The organism is Devosia enhydra (assembly GCF_900119845.1).
In the GTDB taxonomy this organism is placed as follows: domain Bacteria; phylum Pseudomonadota; class Alphaproteobacteria; order Rhizobiales; family Devosiaceae; genus FPKU01.
Genome location: NZ_FPKU01000002.1, coordinates 544,199 through 561,165, shown reverse-complemented (window position 1 = coordinate 561,165; position 16,967 = coordinate 544,199). Strand labels below are relative to the sequence as shown.

Genomic DNA, 16,967 nt, shown 5'->3' with positions numbered 1-16,967 from the left:
CATCAGCCTGCCGCGCCTTTGCCTCGCCTAACCAAGGACCGATCATGAAAAAGCTCATCAACGATCCCCGCAACATCGTGCGCGAAATGCTGGAAGGGCTCGTCGACCTCGCGCCCGGCCAGGCGCTGCTCGAGGGCGAGGCGGTGATCCTGCGGTCCGATCTGCCCGAGCCCGCCGCCCGTCCGGTCGCGATCATCTCCGGGGGCGGCAGCGGGCACGAGCCGGCTCATGCCGGCTATGTCGGGGCCGGCATGCTGTCGGCTGCCGTGGCCGGCGATGTCTTCACCTCGCCCTCGGTCGATGCTGTGCTCGCCGCCATCCGCGCCTCGGCCGGGCCCGCCGGCTGCGTGCTCGTGGTCAAGAACTACACCGGCGACCGGATCAATTTCGGCCTCGCCGCCGAACTCGCCACCCTCGAGGGCATCCCCACCGAGGTCGTCGTCGTCGCCGATGACGTGGCCCTGGCCGGTGTCGTCGAAAAATCCCGCCGCCGCGGCATTGCCGGCACCGTGCTCATCCACAAGCTCGCCGGCGCCGCCGCTGCCTCGGGCCTGCCCGTCGCCGAAGTCGCCCGCATCGCCCGCGAGGGCGCCACAGCGCTCGGCTCGATGGGCGTGGCGCTCGGGGCCTGCACGGTTCCGGCCGCCGGCAAGCCCGGCTTCGAACTCGGCGAAAGCGAGATCGAACTTGGGCTCGGCATCCATGGCGAAAAGGGCGTCGAGCGCACCACCATCAAGCCGGCCGACGACCTCACGGCCATCCTAGTTGCGCGCATCGTCGCCGATCTTGGCCTCAAATCGGGCGATCGCGTCGCGCTGCTCATCAACGGGCTCGGCGCCACCCCGCCCATGGAGCTGGCGATCGTCGGGCGAAAGGCGCTGGCGGACCTACGCGCTTTGGGCATCGTCGTCGAACGCGCCTGGAACGGGGTCTTCCTCTCGGCGCTTGAAATGCCGGGCGTCTCGCTCTCGCTGATCGGGCTCGACGATGCGCGCCTCGCGCTGCTCGATGCGCAAGCCTCGGCCCCCGCCTGGCCCGGCCCCGGCCGCATTCCCGCCGCCCGGCAGACCGTCAGCGTGCCGCAATCCGCCCTCGCCGAGGAGGCGGTGCCCTCGGCCGGGGCTTTGGCCGGCAAGACCAGATCGCTGCTCGAAGCCGTTGCCGCCCGCCTCGCTGCCGCCGAAGCCGAGCTCACCGACCTCGACGCCAAGACCGGCGACGGTGATCTCGGCGCCTCCATGGCGCGCGGCGCCGAAGCCATCCGCGCTTTGCCCGAAACCGCCTGGGTCCGCCCCGGCCGGTCGATGGTGGCCATGGGCGGGGCCCTGCGCCGCGCCATCGCCGGCAGCTCGGGCCCGTTCTACGCCACGGCGCTGACCCGCGCCGGCCGGCTCCTCGCCGATGCCGAAGCCCCCGCGCTCTCGGCCTGGGCCGATGCGTTTGATGAAGCGGTAATGGCCGTCGCCACCATCGGCGGGGCCAAGCCCAATGATCGCACCATGCTCGATGCGCTCGAGCCCGCCCGCCTCGCCTTCCGCGACGCCATCGCCGCCGGCCGTTCGGGCAAGGACGCCCTCATCGCCGCAGCCGACGCCGCCGAAAAGGGCGCAGCCGCTACCGCGCAGATGCTGCCCAGGCTCGGCCGTGCCAGCTATCTCGGCCAGCGGGCGCTGGGCACCCCCGATGGCGGGGCCGTCGCCGTATCGCTCTGGCTGCGGGCGCTCGCCGAAGCGCTCTGAGGGCACGAGAGGCCAGCACTGCTTTAGACCCTGCGCGCTCGCTCGAGAGCGGGCAGGGCCCAAGCCCCTCGGTGCGGCCGGGTCAGGCCGAAACCGTCACCGTGTCGGCGGTGTTGCGGGCAATGAAATCCCAGTCATAGCTGACCCCGATGCCCGGCAGGTCCGAGACCGGCACATGGCCATTGGCATCGATGGCCTCGGGGCTTTCCGAATAGCCGCAGGTGTAGATCGGCGGCTTGGGGTTGCCGATGCCGGGGGCGCAGAGCGTCAGCTCGTAATAATTGGCATTGCGGGTCGCCGCCATGCACTGGCGCTGGCTGGGCCCACACCCGTGATATTCGACATCGAGCCCATGCGCCTCGGCCAGATGCGCGATCTTCATGGTGCCGGTGATGCCCATGTCGAGGGTCGGGTTCACCCGCACGAAATCGGTGGCCTCGGTGGTGATGGTGTCGGCCTTGGCCTCGAGCCCGCGGATATGCTCGCCCATCAGGATCGGCGTCTTGATCATCTGGCGCAGCTTCTTGTGGGCGTGGCGCGAGAAGCCGCCATCGCGGAAGGGGTCTTCGTACCAGAAGTAATTGCCCTCGTCGCAGGCCCGCCCCACATAGAGCGCATCCCCGAAGGTCTTGAGCTCGCAGGCCGGGTCGAGCATCAGATCCATCCGCCCCCCGACCCGCTCGGCGACATGGAGCACGTTTTCGGCCTCCTCGCGCCGGTCGCCGGCCGACCAGCCATGGATCTTGAAGCCCTTGAACCCCTGTTCGAGGCTCCATTGCGCATAATCGGCAAAGGCCTCCTTGGAGGAAAGCCCGCCATTGCGGTCGCCATGGAAGGTGGAGACATAGGCCGGCAGGCTCTTGCGATAGCCACCCAGCAGCTTCCAGATCGGCATGCCGGCGCGCTGGCCGGCGAGATCCCAGAGCGCGATGTCGAGATTGGGATAGCCGAAGGCGCCGATCTTGCGCTGGATGCGCTTGACGTCGTCATACATCTGCTCGCGCGTATCGACGTCGCGGCCCACCAGCAGTTTCGCGATCGCGATGGTCTGGGCCGTGGTGGCGGTGTCGTTGTCGATATTGACGAAACGGCCGCGCGCCCCCTCGCTGTCTTCGACCGTGACGGTGATGCCCCGCCGCGTGACGCTCGAGCCCTTCTTGAACACGGTGTTGGAGAACTCGTCCACCGCCAGCCCGTCGAGCTGGTAGTCGAAGGTGGAGATGATGAAGCGCGTGATGGTGGCCATGAAGGAGCTGCGGTCTTTCGGGAAGGTCAGGTGATGTCCGGCCGGGGAGCGGCCGGTTCGGCGGGCGGGGTCGGCAGCGGGCCCGGCCGGCCATCGGGGCCGGCGGCCTCGAGCCGCATCTTGGAACTGACGAGATGGAGCCGCATGGCCGCGCGGGCGCTGTCGCTGTCGCCGCGCTTGATGGCCTCGAAGATGTTGCCGTGCTCGCGGTTGAAGAGGTTAAGATAATCCTGCCGCACCTTGCCCGAGAGCATGGCGTTCTTGAGCCGCGTGCGGGGAAACAGCAATTCCCCCAGATAGTTGAAGAGCCCGAGGAAATAGGGGTTGCCGGTGGCCTCGGCGACGCTGCGGTGGAAGTCGAGATCGGCCTGCACCGAATCCTCGCCCGTCTCGATGACCCGCACGATCTCGGCATAGGCGGCCTCGATCTGGGCGAGCGCCTTGGCATCGCGGCGGCTGGCGGCGAGGGCGGCGGCCTCCACTTCGAGCGCGATGCGCAGCTCCAGCACGCGGGTCGCCTCCTTCACGAGGTCCATATTGGCCTCGGAGATGAAGAACGGGCGGATCGGGGCATCGCGCTGCACGAACACCCCGACGCCCTGGCGCACCGAGACCAGCCCGCTGGCCTTGAGATTGGCGATGGCCTCGCGCACCACGGTGCGCGAAACCTTGAACTCCTCGATCAGCACCTGCTCGGTCGGCAGCTGCTCGCCCCGCTTGTAGACGCCCTCATGGATGCGCCCGGACACGACCGTGACGATCTGGTCGGACAGGCTGCCGCGGCGGGTGAGCTCGACCATCTCTTGAAAATCCTCAGGGCTTGGCGGCGATGAAATCGGCGCGATGCGGGGTAAAGCAGTCGATCATCGAACCGGCCTCGATGCACACCACCCCATGCAGCACGTCCGGGTCAACGACATAAGCCGACCCCGGCCCGAGCCGGCGGGTGACGCCATCGATGGTCATGTCGAAGACGCCCTTTTCCACATAGGCGCACTGCGAATGGGGATGCCGGTGCGGCTCGCCCACCGAGCCCGCGGCGAATTCGAAGCGCACCATCATCAGATCGTCGCGGTAAGCGAGAATCTGCTGGCGGCGGCCTTCGCCGAAATCGCGCCACGGAATGTCCTTGCCCTCGTTGAAGGTGGGGGAATGGGCCTCGGCCATTGCAGTCGTCTCCTTCTTGCCGCGACGTGAGAAGGCGCGGCTCTTGCGTGTCGTCAGTCCTCGCGCGCCAGAACGCCCGCCAGTTCCCGATCATAGCGCTCGGAGGCCTTGATCAGGGCGGCGGTATAGGACGCTTCCGGCGTGCCATGGGCCAGGGTCTCGCGGCTCAGCGTCTCCACGATACGCCCGGCGCGCATGATCGCAAGGGAGTGGCACATATGCTCGATCACCGCCAGATCATGGCTGACGAGCAGGAAGGTGAGATCGAGCTCGGTGCGCAGGTCGGCCAGCAGGTTGAGGATCTCGGCCTGGATCGAGACGTCGAGCGCCGAGGTCGGCTCGTCGAGCAGAAGAATGCGCGGCTCGAGCATCAGCGCCCGGGCAATGGCGACGCGCTGGCGCTGCCCGCCCGAGAGCTGGTGGGGATAGCGATAGCGAAAGCGCGGGCCCAGCCCCACCTGCGTCAGGATACGGTCGACACGGCGATCGACATCCCCCATGCCGTGGATGCGCAGCGGTTCGGCGAGGATGGTATCGATCTTGTGCCGTGGATGCAGCGAGCCATAGGGGTCCTGGAAGACCATCTGCACGAGCCGGCAGCGATCCTTTTCCGGCCGGGCGGCGAGGGGCTCGCCATCAAGCCTGATGGTGCCGGTCCAGTGCCGGTAGAGCCCGGCGATGCAGCGCAGCACGGTGGATTTGCCCGACCCCGATTCGCCCGCCAGCCCGAAGCTTTCGCCGGGTTTGAGGGAAAACGACACGCCATCGAGGATGAGCCGGCGGCGGGTGCCTTCACCCAGATGGAGTGAGAGGTTCTCGACCTCGAGCATGGGCGCGGTCATCGGGAGGCTCCCTCGATGAGCCATTCGGGCTTGCGCTCGAGCACCGAGAGGCGCTCGCGCCGCTCGCCCAGCCGCGGCAGCGAGGCGAGCAGGCCGCGCGAATAGGGATGCTTGGCCTCGTCGAGCTCGGAGCCCTTCAATTCCTCCACCACCTGCCCGGCATACATGATCAGCACCCGGTCGCAGAAGCTTTTGACGAGGTTGAGATCGTGGCTGATGAAAATCAGCCCCAGCCCGCGCTCCTTGACGAGATCATCGAGAATGGCGAGCACCTGCATGCGCACGGTGACATCGAGCGCGGAGGTGGGTTCGTCGGCGATGATCAGCGCCGGATCGGGGATCAGCATCATGGCGATCATCACGCGCTGGCCCATGCCGCCCGAAATCTCGTGCGGGTAGAGCCCGTAGACATGCTCGGGATCGCGGATCTTGACCGCCGCCAGTTGGGCGAGGGCCCGCTCGCGCGCCTCGGCGCGGGCGCCGGGATGGTGCACGCGATAGGCCTCGGCCACTTGCTCACCCACCGTCATCAGCGGGTTGAGCGAATATTTGGGGTCCTGCAGGATCATGGAGATGCGATGTCCGCGCACCTTGCGCATGGCCTTGGGCGAAAGATCGAGCAGGTGCGTGCCCTCGAAGCGGCAGGTGTCGGCGGTTACCTTGGCCGAGCCGGGCAGGAGCTTGAGCAGGGCGCGGCCGACGGTGGACTTGCCCGAACCCGATTCGCCGACGATGGCGAGCTTTTCGCGCCCGAGGTCGAAGCTCACGCCGCGCACGGCGTCCATCACCCCGCGCGAGGAGACGTAGCGCACGCGCAAATTCTTGACCGACAGCAGCGGATCGGTGGACGTCGTCATTTGGAATGCCTCGGATCGAGGAGGTCGCGTAAGCCATCGCCGAAGAGGTTGAAGGCGAGGCTGACGATGAGGATGGCCGAACCCGGCATGGTCACCACCCACCAGCTGTCGAGCATGAAGCGGCGGCCCGCCGAGGTCATCGCGCCCCATTCGGGCGAGGGCGGCTGGGCGCCCAGCCCGAGGAAGCCGAGCCCGGCGGCGGTAAGGATGATGCCCGCCATGTTGAGGCAGAGCCGGACGATCACCGAGGGCAGGCAGAGCGGCAGCACATGGCGGAACAGCAGCCGCAGCCGCGAGGCGCCGACGAGCCGCGCCGCAGCGATGAAGTCCGACGAGCGGATGGTGAGGGTTTCGGCGCGTGCCAGCCGCGCGATCGGCGGCCAGGCGGTCAGCGCAATCGCGATGACGGCATTTTCGAGCCCCGGCCCCAGCGCTGCGGCGAAGGCCAGCGCCAGCACGAGGCTGGGGAAGGAAAGGAAGATATCGGTGATGCGCATCAGGATGCGATCGGTCCATCCCCCGACGAACCCGGCCAGCATGCCCACGAAGAGCCCGATGGGGCCCACGATCACCGACACCAGCACCACGATGGTGAGGGTGATGCGCGCGCCATAGACGATGCGCGAATAGATGTCGCGGCCAAGCTCGTCGGTACCAAACCAGTTGGCGGCGCTGGGCGGCTGCAGGGCGGCGCGCAGGTTCTGCGCGATCGGATCATGGGTGGCGACGAGGGGGGCGAAGGCCGCCGAGATGATCAGCAGCAGGATGATCAGCGCGCCGATCACCGCGAGCGGATTGCCCATGAAGCCGACAAAGCCCCAGTAGGCGCGCTGGGCGGCGGCCTGCCGGCCCGAGGTGATCTCGTCGGTCGATAGCCAGTGCGAAAGGCCGCGGCGGGGCGCGGAGGAGAGGTCGGTGCTCATTGGGCTTTGGTCCGCGGGTCGAAGACGCGATAGAGCACATCCGAGAGCAGGTTGAGCCCGATGAAGATGACGCCCACCAGCAGCACGCAGGCCATCACCGCGTTCATGTCGCCGATCATCAGGTTGGAGGTGAGATAGCCTCCAAAGCCGGGCCAGGAGAACACCGTCTCGATCAGCACGGCGCCTTCGAGCAGGCTGCCATAGGCGAGCGCCACGATGGTGACGAGCTGCACGCGGATGTTGCGGAAGGCGTGGCGCCAGATCACGGCGCTCTCGGACATGCCCTTGATGCGGGCGGTAAGAATATATTCCTGCCCCAGCTGCTCGATCATGAAGCTGCGCGTCATGCGGCTGATATAGGCCATCGAGGAAAGACCGAGGATCGCGGCCGGCAGCCAGATGTTGCGCAGGGCGCTCCAGAACACATCCATATTGCCGGTGATGAGGCTGTCGATCAAAAGGAAGCCGGTGATGGGCGGCACGATGCCGGTATAGAAGATCTCGACGCGGCCAGTGCCGCCCGACCAGCCCAGCATGGCGTAAAACACAATCAGCCCGATCAGCCCGAGCCAGAACACCGGCGTCGAATAGCTGATCAGCGTGATGAAGCGCACCGCATGGTCCTCGATCCGGTCGCGGCGGGTGGCAGCGAGCACGCCGAGCGGCACGCCGATGCCGGCGCCGATCAGGATCGAGAGGGTGGCGAGTTCCACCGTCGCCGGGAACACCCGTATGATGTCTTCGATCACCGGCCGGCCGGTGAGGATCGCAACACCGAAATCGCCGCGCAGGATGTCCGACACGTAGCGGAAGAACTGCACATAGACCGGCTGGTCGAGCCCCAGCTGCTGGTAGACCCGGTCATAGGTCGCCTGCGTCGCCTCATCCCCGATGATGGCGAGCACGGGATCGACCGGCATCAGCCGCCCGATGGCAAAGGTCAGGAACAAAAGCCCGATCAGGGTGGCCACCACCGAGCCGACCGCACCCAGCCCCGACAGCAGGCGGGGGCCGAAGCTCGAAGCAGGCGGCGGTGCGGCTTGCGGGGTCATGGGTCGGTTCCCTGAGGCACTGGGCAGAGCGAGGATGGCGGCGCTCCGCCGCGTCCGTCAATTGAGGAGGCCGGCGAAGCGCGTTGCTCCGCCGGCCTGTTGCATCAGCGCGACTTGGTCACGTCCTCGAGCCGCGTCGTCCAGCCGTAATGGGTCTGGTAGTTCTCGACATCGGCGCGGAACACGGCGGTATCGACGGCCTGCGAGAACACATGCAGGGCCGGGATCACCTCGTCCACCCGCTGCTGGATGGCCTCATAGGCGGCGGCCTGCTCGGCCGGATCGCGGACCAGCAGGGCATCGGCGGCCATCTGGTTGGCCTGTTCGTCCTGCCACGAGGTGCGCCATACGATGACGCCGGAAAGCCCGGCATCGTCGGCATTGTTGGGGTTGATCACCATGGCGCGCAGGTTGGAATGCGGATGCGGCTCCTGGCCGCCGCCGCCACGACCCACGATGAGCTCGAAATTGCGCTCGCGCATCGGCCCGTAGACCTGGTTGCCGCCGCCGGTGACGATCTCGGCGGTGATGCCCGCCTGGGCCAGCGTGCCCTGGATGGCGGTCGCCGCATCGAGGAACGGGGCCTCGTTGAGCGAGAGCAGCTGCACGGGGAAGCCATCGGCATAGCCGGCTTCGGCGAGCAGCGCCTTGGCCTTCTCGATATCGAGGTCGAAGCCGGGATCCTCGAGCGCGCCGAGCACGCCCAGCGCCACCGGCCGCTGCCGCTTGACGCCATAGTTCGGCATGATGGTCTCGTTGATGCCATCATAGTCGATGAGGTGGCGCAGCGCCTCGCGCACCTTGGGGTTGGCGAAGCGCTCGTCCTTCATCGACATGCCGAGGAAGTAGAAGCCCGCCGCCGGCACCGCCTGCACCTCGACATCCGGGTTGGTCGAAAGCGCGTTGATGTCGGGCACCGAGAGGGCGAGGCCGACATCGATGTCGCCGCGCTCGAGCATCAGGCGCTTGGTCTGGCTTTCCGGCATGTGGCGGAAGAGCACGCGGGTCATCGCCGCCGGATCGTCCCAGTAATTGGGGTTGCGGTCGATGACCAAGAGGTCGTTGGCGGCAAAGCTCACGAGCTTGTAGGGGCCCGAGCCGGCCGTGTTGGTGGTGAGCCAGCCCTTGGCATAGTCGTTGTCAACCACATGCTCGAGCGCGGTCTTGCTGTCGATCACCGCTGCCGTGTCGGGCTTGCCGAACATGTAGAGCACCAGCTGCGGATCGCCTGCCTGGGGCAGGTTGACGGTCAGCGTGTTGCCCTCGGCCGTCACCAGTTCGTCGAAATTCTCGGCGGTGAAGCCGAAGCCCAGCCAGATGCCGGCGCCCACGAGGCCCAGTTCGATGTTCCGCTTGTATGACCACAGGACGTCTTCGGCGGTCACCGGATTGCCGGAGGCGAACTTGGCGCCCTCGCGCAGCGTGAAGGTGATGGTGCGGCCATCCTCGGAAATCTCCCAGCTTTCGGCGAGGCCGGGATTGACCTGGGTGCGCTCGACCGGATCGAGGCGGACGAGGGTGTCGTAGATATTGGTCACCACGCCCGTCGTCTCGCGGCCGGTCATTGCGGCGGGATCGAAGGTGATGATGTTGTTCATGCTCATGCCGATGACGAGCTGGTCGGCCGGCGTCGCGGCCATGGCGATGCCCGAAGTCCCGGCCAGAGCGGCTGCCATCAGGGCAGCCAGGATCGTCTTTCTCATCGCAAGAGTCCTCCCATTTGCGAAGCAAGAAGTCGGCGTCTGTTATTAGACATCATACAACTGGAGTCAAGGTTGTCCGATGCCCTTCGCGCGCACCTCGCTCTGCTGTGAACCGGCATAATCGGAACCGGCATGACCTGAACCGGCATGACCTTGCCGAATGAGGGCATGGCAAAAGAGCATGAGGCAGGGCCGCGGCGTCGCTTGCGCGACAGGCGGCCGGCACGGCATGGTCGCCGCACCCGGCCCGGGCGAGCGCCGGGCCTTTGTGCTTTCGCCTCGAGGACTATCTGACCATGGCCCCTTCCCCCCTTCAGCCGGTCGAGCGGACCGGTGCCGAACATCTGGTGGCCGCGCTCGAGACCGAAGGGGTCGACCGCATCTTCTGCGTGCCCGGCGAAAGCTATCTCGCCGTGCTCGATGCCCTGCACGATGCCCGGATCGAGGTCATAACCACCCGCCATGAGGGCGGCGCCGCGATGATGGCCGAGGCCGACGGCAAGATGACCGGGCGGCCCGGCATCTGCTTTGCCACCCGCGGGCCCGGCGCCACCAATGCCAGCGCCGGGGTGCATGTCGCCCATCAGGACGCGACCCCTATGATCCTCTTCGTCGGCCAGGTGGCGCGCGGCTTTCTCGGCCGCGAAGCCTTCCAGGAAGTCGATTATGTGCAGATGTTTTCGGGGCTGGCCAAATGGGTGGCCCAGATCGAGGATGCCGCGCGCATGCCCGAGATGATCGCCCGGGCCTTCGCCATCGCCATGTCCGGCCGGCCCGGCCCGGTGGTTCTGGCCCTGCCCGAGGACATGCTGACAGATGTGGTTTCGGCGATCCCCGCCCGGCGCACCGAGGTGCCCGAGATTCACCCGGCGCCCGAGCAGATCGCCGCGCTCAAGGCCCTTCTGGCCAGGGCCGAGCGCCCCATCCTCATTCCCGGCGGCAGCCGCTGGACGGACGACGCCCTCGCCGCCCTCACCCGCTTCGCCGAACGCTGGGATCTGCCGGTGGCGGCGGCCTGGCGCCGGCAGGATCTCTTTTCCAACGCCCATCGCTGCTATGCCGGCGAAGCCGGGCTCGGCATCAACCCAAAGCTCAAGGCCCGGATCCGGGAGGCCGATCTCGTCATCCTGTTCGGCGACCGGCTGAGCGAGGTGCCTTCGGACAGCTACGAGCTGCTCGGCGTGCCGCGCTCCGCCCAGACTCTCGTGCACATCCATTGCGATGCCAACGAACTGGGCCGGGTCTATCAGGCCGATCTTGCCATCAACGCCACCCCGCTCGGCATGGCGCCCCATATCGATGCGCTCGTTCCCGACGCGCCTGTGCGCTGGGCCGAGCGCCGCGCCGAAGCGCGGTCCCAATACGAGGCTTGGCAGACCCCGCGCCTCCTGCCGGGCAATGTGCAGATGCCCGAAGTGATCCTGGCGCTGCGTGAAAAGCTGCCCGAGACCGCCATCCTGACCAATGGCGCCGGCAATTTCGCGGCCTTCCTCCACCGCTTTTACCGCCACCGCCGCTATGGCACGCAGCTGGCGCCCGGGTCGGGGTCGATGGGCTATGGCGTGCCGGCGGCGATCGCGGCGGCCCTGCGCCATCCCGACCGGCCGGTGGTGTGCATCGCCGGCGATGGCGATTTCATGATGACGGGGCAGGAGCTTGCCACCGCCATGCAGTTCGGCGGGGCGCCGATCTTCGTGGTCGTCGACAATGGCATGCTGGGCACCATCCGCATGCATCAGGAACGCCATTATCCGGCGCGCATGGTGGCGACCGAGCTGCGCAACCCCGATTTCGCCGCTTTCGGCCGGGCCTTCGGGGCACGCGGCGAATATGTTGACCGCACCGAGGATTTCATGCCCGCATTCAAGCGCGCACTCGAGGCCAGGGTGCCCACCGTGATCCACCTCAAGGTCGATCCCGAGGCGCTGACCGCCGGCCAGTCGCTGTCTGAAATCCGCGCGGCCGCCCAGAAGGCGTGAGGGGCCGGAGACCTACCGCGCCGTCCAGCCCCCATCGATGGCAAGCGAGGCCCCGGTGATCGAGCGGGCCAGCGGGGTGGTGAGGTAATGGGCCAGTTCCGCCACTTCCTCGGGCGCGATGAAGGCCTTGTTGGGCTGGGGCGCGAGGATCACCTCGCGGATCACCCGATCCTCGGGCAGGTTATGGGCGCGGGCCTGGTCGGCGATCTGTTTTTTGACCAGCGGGGTCAGCACATAGCCCGGGCAGATGGCGTTGCAGGTCACCCCGGCTTCGGCCGTCTCGAGCGCCACGGTCTTTGTCAGCCCCACCAGCGCGTGCTTTGATGCGACATAGGCCGATTTGAACGGGCTGGCCACCAGCCCATGGGCCGAAGCGATGTTGACGATGCGGCCCCATTGCCGCGCCACCATGCCCGGCACCGCCGCCTGCGTGGCGTGGAAGGCGGCATCGAGATTGATCGCGAGAATGCGCTGCCAGTCCTCGACGGGGAAGTCGCCGATGGGCGAGACCTTCTGCACCCCGGCGGTGTTGACGAGAATGTCGAGCCGGCCGTGCCCGCGCTCCACCTCGCGCACCAGCTCGCCGGCTTCGGCGGGGCGGCTGAGATCGGCGCGCAGATACTGCGTCGCGGCCCGGCCGAGAATGGTTTCCGCAACCCCCTCGGCTTCGACGCCATGGGCGATGACCGTGTAGCCGGCAAAGGCGAAGCGCTGGGCAATCGCCAATCCGATGCCTCCGGTGGCCCCGGTCACGAGCGCGATGCGGGTCTGGGTCGTCATGGCGGTCTCCCTGTCGGCGTTTCCCAAGCGGCCGGAGTGCAACCCGCAGGCTTTTCCGCACACCTCCGAAACGGTGGCGAACCCTAGCATGGGCGTGCCCAGCAGGGGAGCGGGCCCCCGCGAGAACCATCGTCCCCGCGATCTGGACGAAGCGGCCGGGGCGGTGCTAGCTCATCGGGTCGCCAGCAGGTTGCCCCGATGCGCCTTGATCCCCTCGCCTCCAAGCACGTCATCGCGCCTATCGCGCTCGCCGAGGACCTGCTGCTGGCCGGCGCCCCCGACCAGCGCGCCGCCTTCGAACGCGTCCGCCACGGCGCGCGCTACCGCCCCCGCCTCCTCAAGGAACATGGGCGCAGCCGCTTCCCCGCAACGCTCGACCACTCGGCGCTGCTGTTTCTGCGCCGCTATTTCCCCATAGCGCGGCGCAAACCCTGCACCATCGCCTGCGACCGCGATCTCAAGGCGGCGATGCGCGAAAACGGCCCGGTGATGTTCGTGCACACCCATCAGGGCGGCATGTTCCTCAGCACCCTGTTCCACCAGATCGACCTGCAGGCCGTTCGTCCCGTCGAAAAGCCCGAGGGGGTGGCCGAGAGCTTGGAGCGCCTTGGGATCAGCCGTGATCACCAGATGCCGGTGCGCTCGGACGCGGTGTCCCTGGCAAAAGCGATGCGGCTCATGGGCCCGGACCGGTGCATGCTCGTCGCCATAGATTATTGCAACGCCGCCGGCGCCTTCGGGGTCATCAACCCCAACTGCCTCGAGCTTGCAGCGCGGCGCGGCATCGCCACCTGCTTTCTCTATATCGCCGTCGATGGCGAGGGGCAGGTCATGGTGAAGGCATCGCCCATCCGGCACCGCCCGCAGGGGCATGCCGCCGCCGAGGAAATGATCGCCTTTCTCGCCCGCTTCGACGCCCGCTTCGCAGGCTGGGAAATTGCCCGCAGGCTGCCGGTCGTTGCGCCCACGGCCTGAACGGGGCCGCGAGGTCGGGCTCAGCGCAGCTGGCCCGACACCCACACGGCAAACGCCCGCAGGCTCATCCCGTCATCCATCTGCTCGATGGGCAGGCTCGCCTCATATTCGGTTTCGAGCGACAGCAGCAGGTCGACGAAATCGAGCGAATCGATACCCACCGCGCTGAGCGAAGCATCCGGATCGACGTCGGGGCCGAGCCGGGCCGCGCTCGCAATAAAGGCGATCACCTCGTCCGGGGTGGCGGTTCTGCTCATCACGCGGCCCTGTATTCCTCGAAAACACCCGGCATCCGCCTGTCCGCGACAAGGCTCTGCCAGGGGATGCTGTCGCAGCTTTTCCTCAGGTCGTCGAGCCATATGCCCAGCATCTGGTAGGCCAGGGCCTTGCCCGCACAGCGATGCGCGCCGTGCCCGAAGCTCAGATCGGGTCCGCCCTGCGGCCCGTTCAGCGGCGGCAGGATCACCAGCACCGCATCCCCCGGCATGATGTCGAGCCCGTCCCGCGCAAACGCCGCGGCGGCGCGCCGCCCGGTATAGTTGACGCTCGCCGCCTTGCGAAAAACCTCGCGCGGGCTCGCCCCGGCGATTGCCGCCCGCCGCTGCTCCGGGTCGAGAGCAAGAAGGTGGTTGAGAAACGCCGCCATGGTGCCCACCATCGGGTCGCGACCCTGGACGATGAGGCTCAAAAGCATCGGCATCACTCCGTCCGGCCCCGTACCCTCGCGCCCCATCGCCCCGACAAGCCCGACAAGGCTCGCCTCCTCAGCCGCGAGCCGGGCCGGCGAATGCAGATAGCCGAAAACCGATTTGGCCGATGGCTTGTCTGCCCCTGCCAGCGCACCGGCCGGAAAGTCAGGCGCATGCAGCCCGATCACCGCCTCGATGAACCGGTCCGCCGAAAGCCGGGCGAACTCGGCAGGGCTCGCGACATGGCCTTTGGCGAATTCGGCGAGATTGGCCGCCGAAATTGCCCGCCAGGCCCCATCGAGCCTGCGGGAGGCGTCCGCAAAGACGGTGAGAAAGGCCTCGCGCGACGCCTTGTGGGCCGGCCCGTCATGCTGGATGGGGTTGTGGCTGATGAAATACCGCACCCAGTGCCACGCGCTCTCCCGATCGACCGCCGAGATCGCGGCGTGGAAATCCGCCTGCAGGAACATATCGCCAGCGCCGAGCACCGCCTCCACGAGCCCAGGGGCCAGCACCACATGGGTGGCCGGTCCGTCGCGGCGGAAGCTGCGGTGATCGGGCAGCGCGGGCGCGACCTGGGGCGGGCCATAGCCGCTCCGTGCCCGCGCGATCTCGCCGAGGAAAGCATTCACTTCAAGCGCAAGCATCGATCGCTGATCCGTTGAATCACAAGAGGATAGCGGACGCACGAAAGCTGCGGCAGGGTTTGGCGGCAACAGATGCGCGACAATGCGCAGAAAAACAAAAAGGGCCTCGCGGCCCTTTGTCTCCCGGATCACCGAACCGGAATATTGGAGCGGGCGATGGGATTCGAACCCACGACCCTAACCTTGGCAAGGTTATGCTCTACCCCTGAGCTACACCCGCGCTCCACATCGGCGACTGCACTTGGCAGCGCCCCGACGCGCGCCTATATGCCCAATCGCACGGAGCATTGCAACCCCATTCTCCTCATCTTTGCAAAAGGCTATGAGGGGGTGTCCGTGGCTGCCCTATCAGGTGGACGGGGACGGCCCCGAACAGGACCAGGATCGACATGAACCTCAATGGCTTGACCCCCAATGGCAGCACCGCGCCCGCACCTGCGGGGCTGATCAAGGATTCCTCGACCGCGGCCTTCAAGGCCGATGTCATCGATGCCTCGCGCGATGCTCCGGTCCTGGTCGATTTCTGGGCGCCCTGGTGCGGGCCCTGCCGCCAGCTGACCCCGGCGCTCGAAAAGGTGGTCAAGGAAAAGGCCGGGCAGATCCGGCTGGTCAAGATCAATATCGACGAGAATCAGGCGCTGGCCGGCCAGATGGGCATCCAGTCCATTCCCGCCGTCTTCGCCTTTGCCGGCGGCCGTCCCGTGGATGGCTTCATGGGCGCTCTGCCCGAAAGCGAAGTGCGCCGCTTCGCCGAGCGCGTCATTGCGGCGGCCCCGCCGGCCGAGGGCGCGGGCGGGCTCGACGAGGAGCTCAAGCAGGCCCTCGAAGCCGCCCATGCGGCGCTCGCCGCCGGCGATCTCAACCGCGCCGCGCAGATCTATGGCCTTGTGCTCCAGCACGCGCCCGAAACCGTGGCTGCGCTCGTGGGCATGGCGAAGGTCTATCTCGCCGCCGGCCAGCCCGAGCGGGCGCAGGAAGCCCTCGACATGGTGCCCGAGGCCGACCGCAAGGGCGAGGATTACCTCGGCGCCATCGCCTCGATCCGCCTCTTGCAGGAGGCCGCCGAGCTCTCCGAATCGGCCGAGCTCGAACAGGCCGTCGCCGCCAACCCCGATGATCACGATGCCCGCTTCGAGCTCGCCGTGGTGCTCAATGCCGAGGGCCGCCGCATCGAGGCGGCAGAGCAGCTGGTGGCGCTGATGAAGCGCGATCGCGCCTGGAACGAGGATGGCGCGCGCAAGAAGCTGCTCGAACTCTTCGAAGCCTGGGGCCCCAAGGATCCCGCCACCCTCAAGGGCCGGCGGATGCTGTCGGCGGTTCTCTTTTCCTGACCTCACTTTCCCGGTGAGGGGCGCTCGCGCCTCTCCTGCAGTATCGATCGGACCCTGATGGCGCATCGCCCCGAAAGCCTCGCCGACCTGCCCGAAACGCTCCCGATCTTTCCGTTGACGGGCGTGCTGCTGCTGCCGTTCGGGCAACGGCCGCTCAATATCTTCGAGCCCCGCTATATCGACATGGTCGATGATGCGCTGGCCGGCAATCGCCTCATCGGGCTCATCCAGCCGGTCGAGACGGATGAAGAAAGCCCGAAGGGCCGCGCCTCCCTGCGCGAGGTCGGCTGCATCGGGCGCATCACCCATTTCGAGGAGCAGCCGGACGGGCGATATTTCGTCATCCTCTCGGGCATCTGCCGCTTCCGCGTCAGAACCGAGCGCCGGCTCAGCCTGCCCTATCGCGTCGTCGAGATCGAGACGTCCGGTTTCGAGCGCGATTTCGAGCGCACCCATGGCGAGGAGGCGGTCGATCGCGCCAAATTCCTCAAGATGATGCATGATTATGCCGCCTTCGCCGAGATCGACCTCAACTGGGACGAGATCAAGCAGACGGGCACGGCCGACCTCGTCAATTTCTGCTCGATGGTCTCCCCTTACGGGCCGGCGGAAAAGCAGGTGCTGCTCGAGGCCACCAGCCTCAACGAGCGGGCCGAAACCCTCATCGCCATGGCCGAATACGAGATGGCGCGCGGCGGCACCGGCGCCGCTCCGCTGCAATGAACGTGCCCGACACCGGTCAGCCGCCGCGCCAGCCGGACCGGCAGATGGAGCGACAGGTCGATCCGCGCGTGCTCGAAATGCTGGTCTGTCCCCTGACCAAGACGCGCCTCTCGCTCTCGCAGGATCGGCGCGAACTGATCTCGCAGGTAGCGCGGCTGGCCTTTCCCATCCGGCAGGGCGTGCCGCTGCTCAGCCTCGACGAGGCGCGGGAGTTGAGCGAGGACGAAACCGGCCAGCTTCTCGCTCGCCGCCCGTCCTCCCCGTGAGCCCCCGTCCTCCCCGTGAGCCCCCGTCCTCCTCGTCAGCCCTTGCCT

At 67.4% G+C, this 16,967-nt stretch carries 17 protein-coding genes and 1 tRNA gene; 6 read left to right on the top strand and 12 right to left on the bottom strand.

Annotated features, from left to right (window positions below; translation table 11 throughout):
• Positions 1–44: 44 nt before the first annotated feature.
• Positions 45–1,739, top strand: a complete 1,695-nt coding sequence (locus tag BT183_RS11830; RefSeq protein ID WP_072343147.1) for a dihydroxyacetone kinase family protein — start codon at positions 45–47, stop codon at positions 1,737–1,739.
• An 82-nt stretch (positions 1,740–1,821) separates the two neighbouring features.
• Here BT183_RS11830 and BT183_RS11825 read toward each other — a convergent pair whose 3' ends face one another.
• The 8 genes from BT183_RS11825 to BT183_RS11790 all read right to left on the bottom strand — a co-directional run bounded on the left by BT183_RS11825 (position 1,822) and on the right by BT183_RS11790 (position 9,529).
• Positions 1,822–2,985 carry an enolase C-terminal domain-like protein gene (locus BT183_RS11825; protein WP_072343145.1) on the bottom strand — a complete coding sequence of 388 codons (1,164 nt, stop codon included), beginning with the start codon at positions 2,983–2,985 and terminating at the stop codon, positions 1,822–1,824.
• 26 nt (positions 2,986–3,011) lie between these two features.
• Positions 3,012–3,785 (bottom strand): FadR/GntR family transcriptional regulator, encoded by a 774-nt coding sequence (locus BT183_RS11820; protein ID WP_072343142.1) that lies wholly within the window; start codon positions 3,783–3,785, stop codon positions 3,012–3,014.
• Between the two features lie 13 nt (positions 3,786–3,798).
• Positions 3,799–4,152, bottom strand: a complete 354-nt coding sequence (locus tag BT183_RS11815) for a cupin domain-containing protein (RefSeq protein WP_072343140.1) — start codon at positions 4,150–4,152, stop codon at positions 3,799–3,801.
• A 53-nt stretch (positions 4,153–4,205) separates the two neighbouring features.
• Entirely contained in the window at positions 4,206–4,994 is a 789-nt protein-coding gene (locus BT183_RS11810; protein WP_210185468.1) for an ABC transporter ATP-binding protein, read from the bottom strand.
• Complete coding sequence (locus BT183_RS11805; RefSeq protein WP_072343138.1) at positions 4,991–5,851, bottom strand: ABC transporter ATP-binding protein; 861 nt, start codon at positions 5,849–5,851, stop codon at positions 4,991–4,993. Before BT183_RS11805 ends, BT183_RS11810 begins: the two co-directional genes overlap by 4 nt.
• Positions 5,848–6,774, bottom strand: coding sequence for an ABC transporter permease (locus BT183_RS11800; protein ID WP_084603479.1), 927 nt, complete (start codon positions 6,772–6,774; stop codon positions 5,848–5,850). Before BT183_RS11800 ends, BT183_RS11805 begins: the two co-directional genes overlap by 4 nt.
• Positions 6,771–7,826 carry an ABC transporter permease gene (locus tag BT183_RS11795; RefSeq protein ID WP_072343135.1) on the bottom strand — a complete coding sequence of 352 codons (1,056 nt, stop codon included), beginning with the start codon at positions 7,824–7,826 and terminating at the stop codon, positions 6,771–6,773. The genes BT183_RS11800 and BT183_RS11795 overlap by 4 nt, the downstream gene beginning before the upstream one ends.
• Positions 7,827–7,930: 104 nt before the next feature.
• Complete coding sequence (locus tag BT183_RS11790; protein ID WP_072343133.1) at positions 7,931–9,529, bottom strand: ABC transporter substrate-binding protein; 1,599 nt, start codon at positions 9,527–9,529, stop codon at positions 7,931–7,933.
• Positions 9,530–9,825: 296 nt separating this feature from the next.
• On the opposite strand from BT183_RS11790, the gene BT183_RS11785 reads away from it, so the two are divergent.
• On the top strand, positions 9,826–11,508 hold the full coding sequence (locus BT183_RS11785; RefSeq protein ID WP_072344671.1) for a thiamine pyrophosphate-binding protein: 1,683 nt from the start codon (positions 9,826–9,828) through the stop codon (positions 11,506–11,508).
• A gap of 12 nt (positions 11,509–11,520) precedes the next feature.
• On the opposite strand, the gene BT183_RS11780 is transcribed toward BT183_RS11785, so the two are convergent.
• A complete protein-coding gene (locus BT183_RS11780; protein ID WP_072343130.1) occupies positions 11,521–12,288 on the bottom strand; it encodes a 3-hydroxybutyrate dehydrogenase in 768 nt (255 codons plus the stop codon).
• A gap of 198 nt (positions 12,289–12,486) precedes the next feature.
• Between BT183_RS11780 and BT183_RS11775 the strand changes: the two genes are divergently transcribed.
• Positions 12,487–13,263: a hypothetical protein gene (locus BT183_RS11775; protein WP_072343127.1), complete on the top strand. Its 777-nt coding sequence runs from the start codon at positions 12,487–12,489 to the stop codon at positions 13,261–13,263.
• Between the two features lie 20 nt (positions 13,264–13,283).
• Here the strand turns inward: BT183_RS11775 and BT183_RS11770 are convergent, their stop codons facing one another.
• The 3 genes from BT183_RS11770 to BT183_RS11760 all read right to left on the bottom strand — a co-directional run bounded on the left by BT183_RS11770 (position 13,284) and on the right by BT183_RS11760 (position 14,819).
• On the bottom strand, positions 13,284–13,520 hold the full coding sequence (locus tag BT183_RS11770) for an acyl carrier protein (protein WP_072343124.1): 237 nt from the start codon (positions 13,518–13,520) through the stop codon (positions 13,284–13,286).
• A complete protein-coding gene (locus BT183_RS11765) occupies positions 13,520–14,599 on the bottom strand; it encodes a cytochrome P450 family protein (protein ID WP_072343121.1) in 1,080 nt (359 codons plus the stop codon). Before BT183_RS11765 ends, BT183_RS11770 begins: the two co-directional genes overlap by 1 nt.
• A 145-nt stretch (positions 14,600–14,744) precedes the next feature.
• Positions 14,745–14,819: transfer RNA gene (locus tag BT183_RS11760), tRNA-Gly, on the bottom strand.
• 169 nt (positions 14,820–14,988) lie between these two features.
• On the opposite strand from BT183_RS11760, the gene trxA reads away from it, so the two are divergent.
• From trxA to BT183_RS11745, 3 genes are read left to right on the top strand one after another with little or no spacing between them, the layout of a single operon-like run.
• Complete coding sequence (gene trxA / locus BT183_RS11755) at positions 14,989–15,930, top strand: thioredoxin (protein WP_072343118.1); 942 nt, start codon at positions 14,989–14,991, stop codon at positions 15,928–15,930.
• Positions 15,931–15,987: 57 nt separating this feature from the next.
• Positions 15,988–16,653: an LON peptidase substrate-binding domain-containing protein gene (locus BT183_RS11750; RefSeq protein ID WP_072343116.1), complete on the top strand. Its 666-nt coding sequence runs from the start codon at positions 15,988–15,990 to the stop codon at positions 16,651–16,653.
• Between the two features lie 44 nt (positions 16,654–16,697).
• The gene (locus BT183_RS11745; protein ID WP_072344668.1) at positions 16,698–16,919 is read left to right on the top strand and encodes a Trm112 family protein; all 222 of its coding nucleotides are present in this window, start codon (positions 16,698–16,700) and stop codon (positions 16,917–16,919) included.
• Positions 16,920–16,967 lie beyond the last annotated feature (48 nt).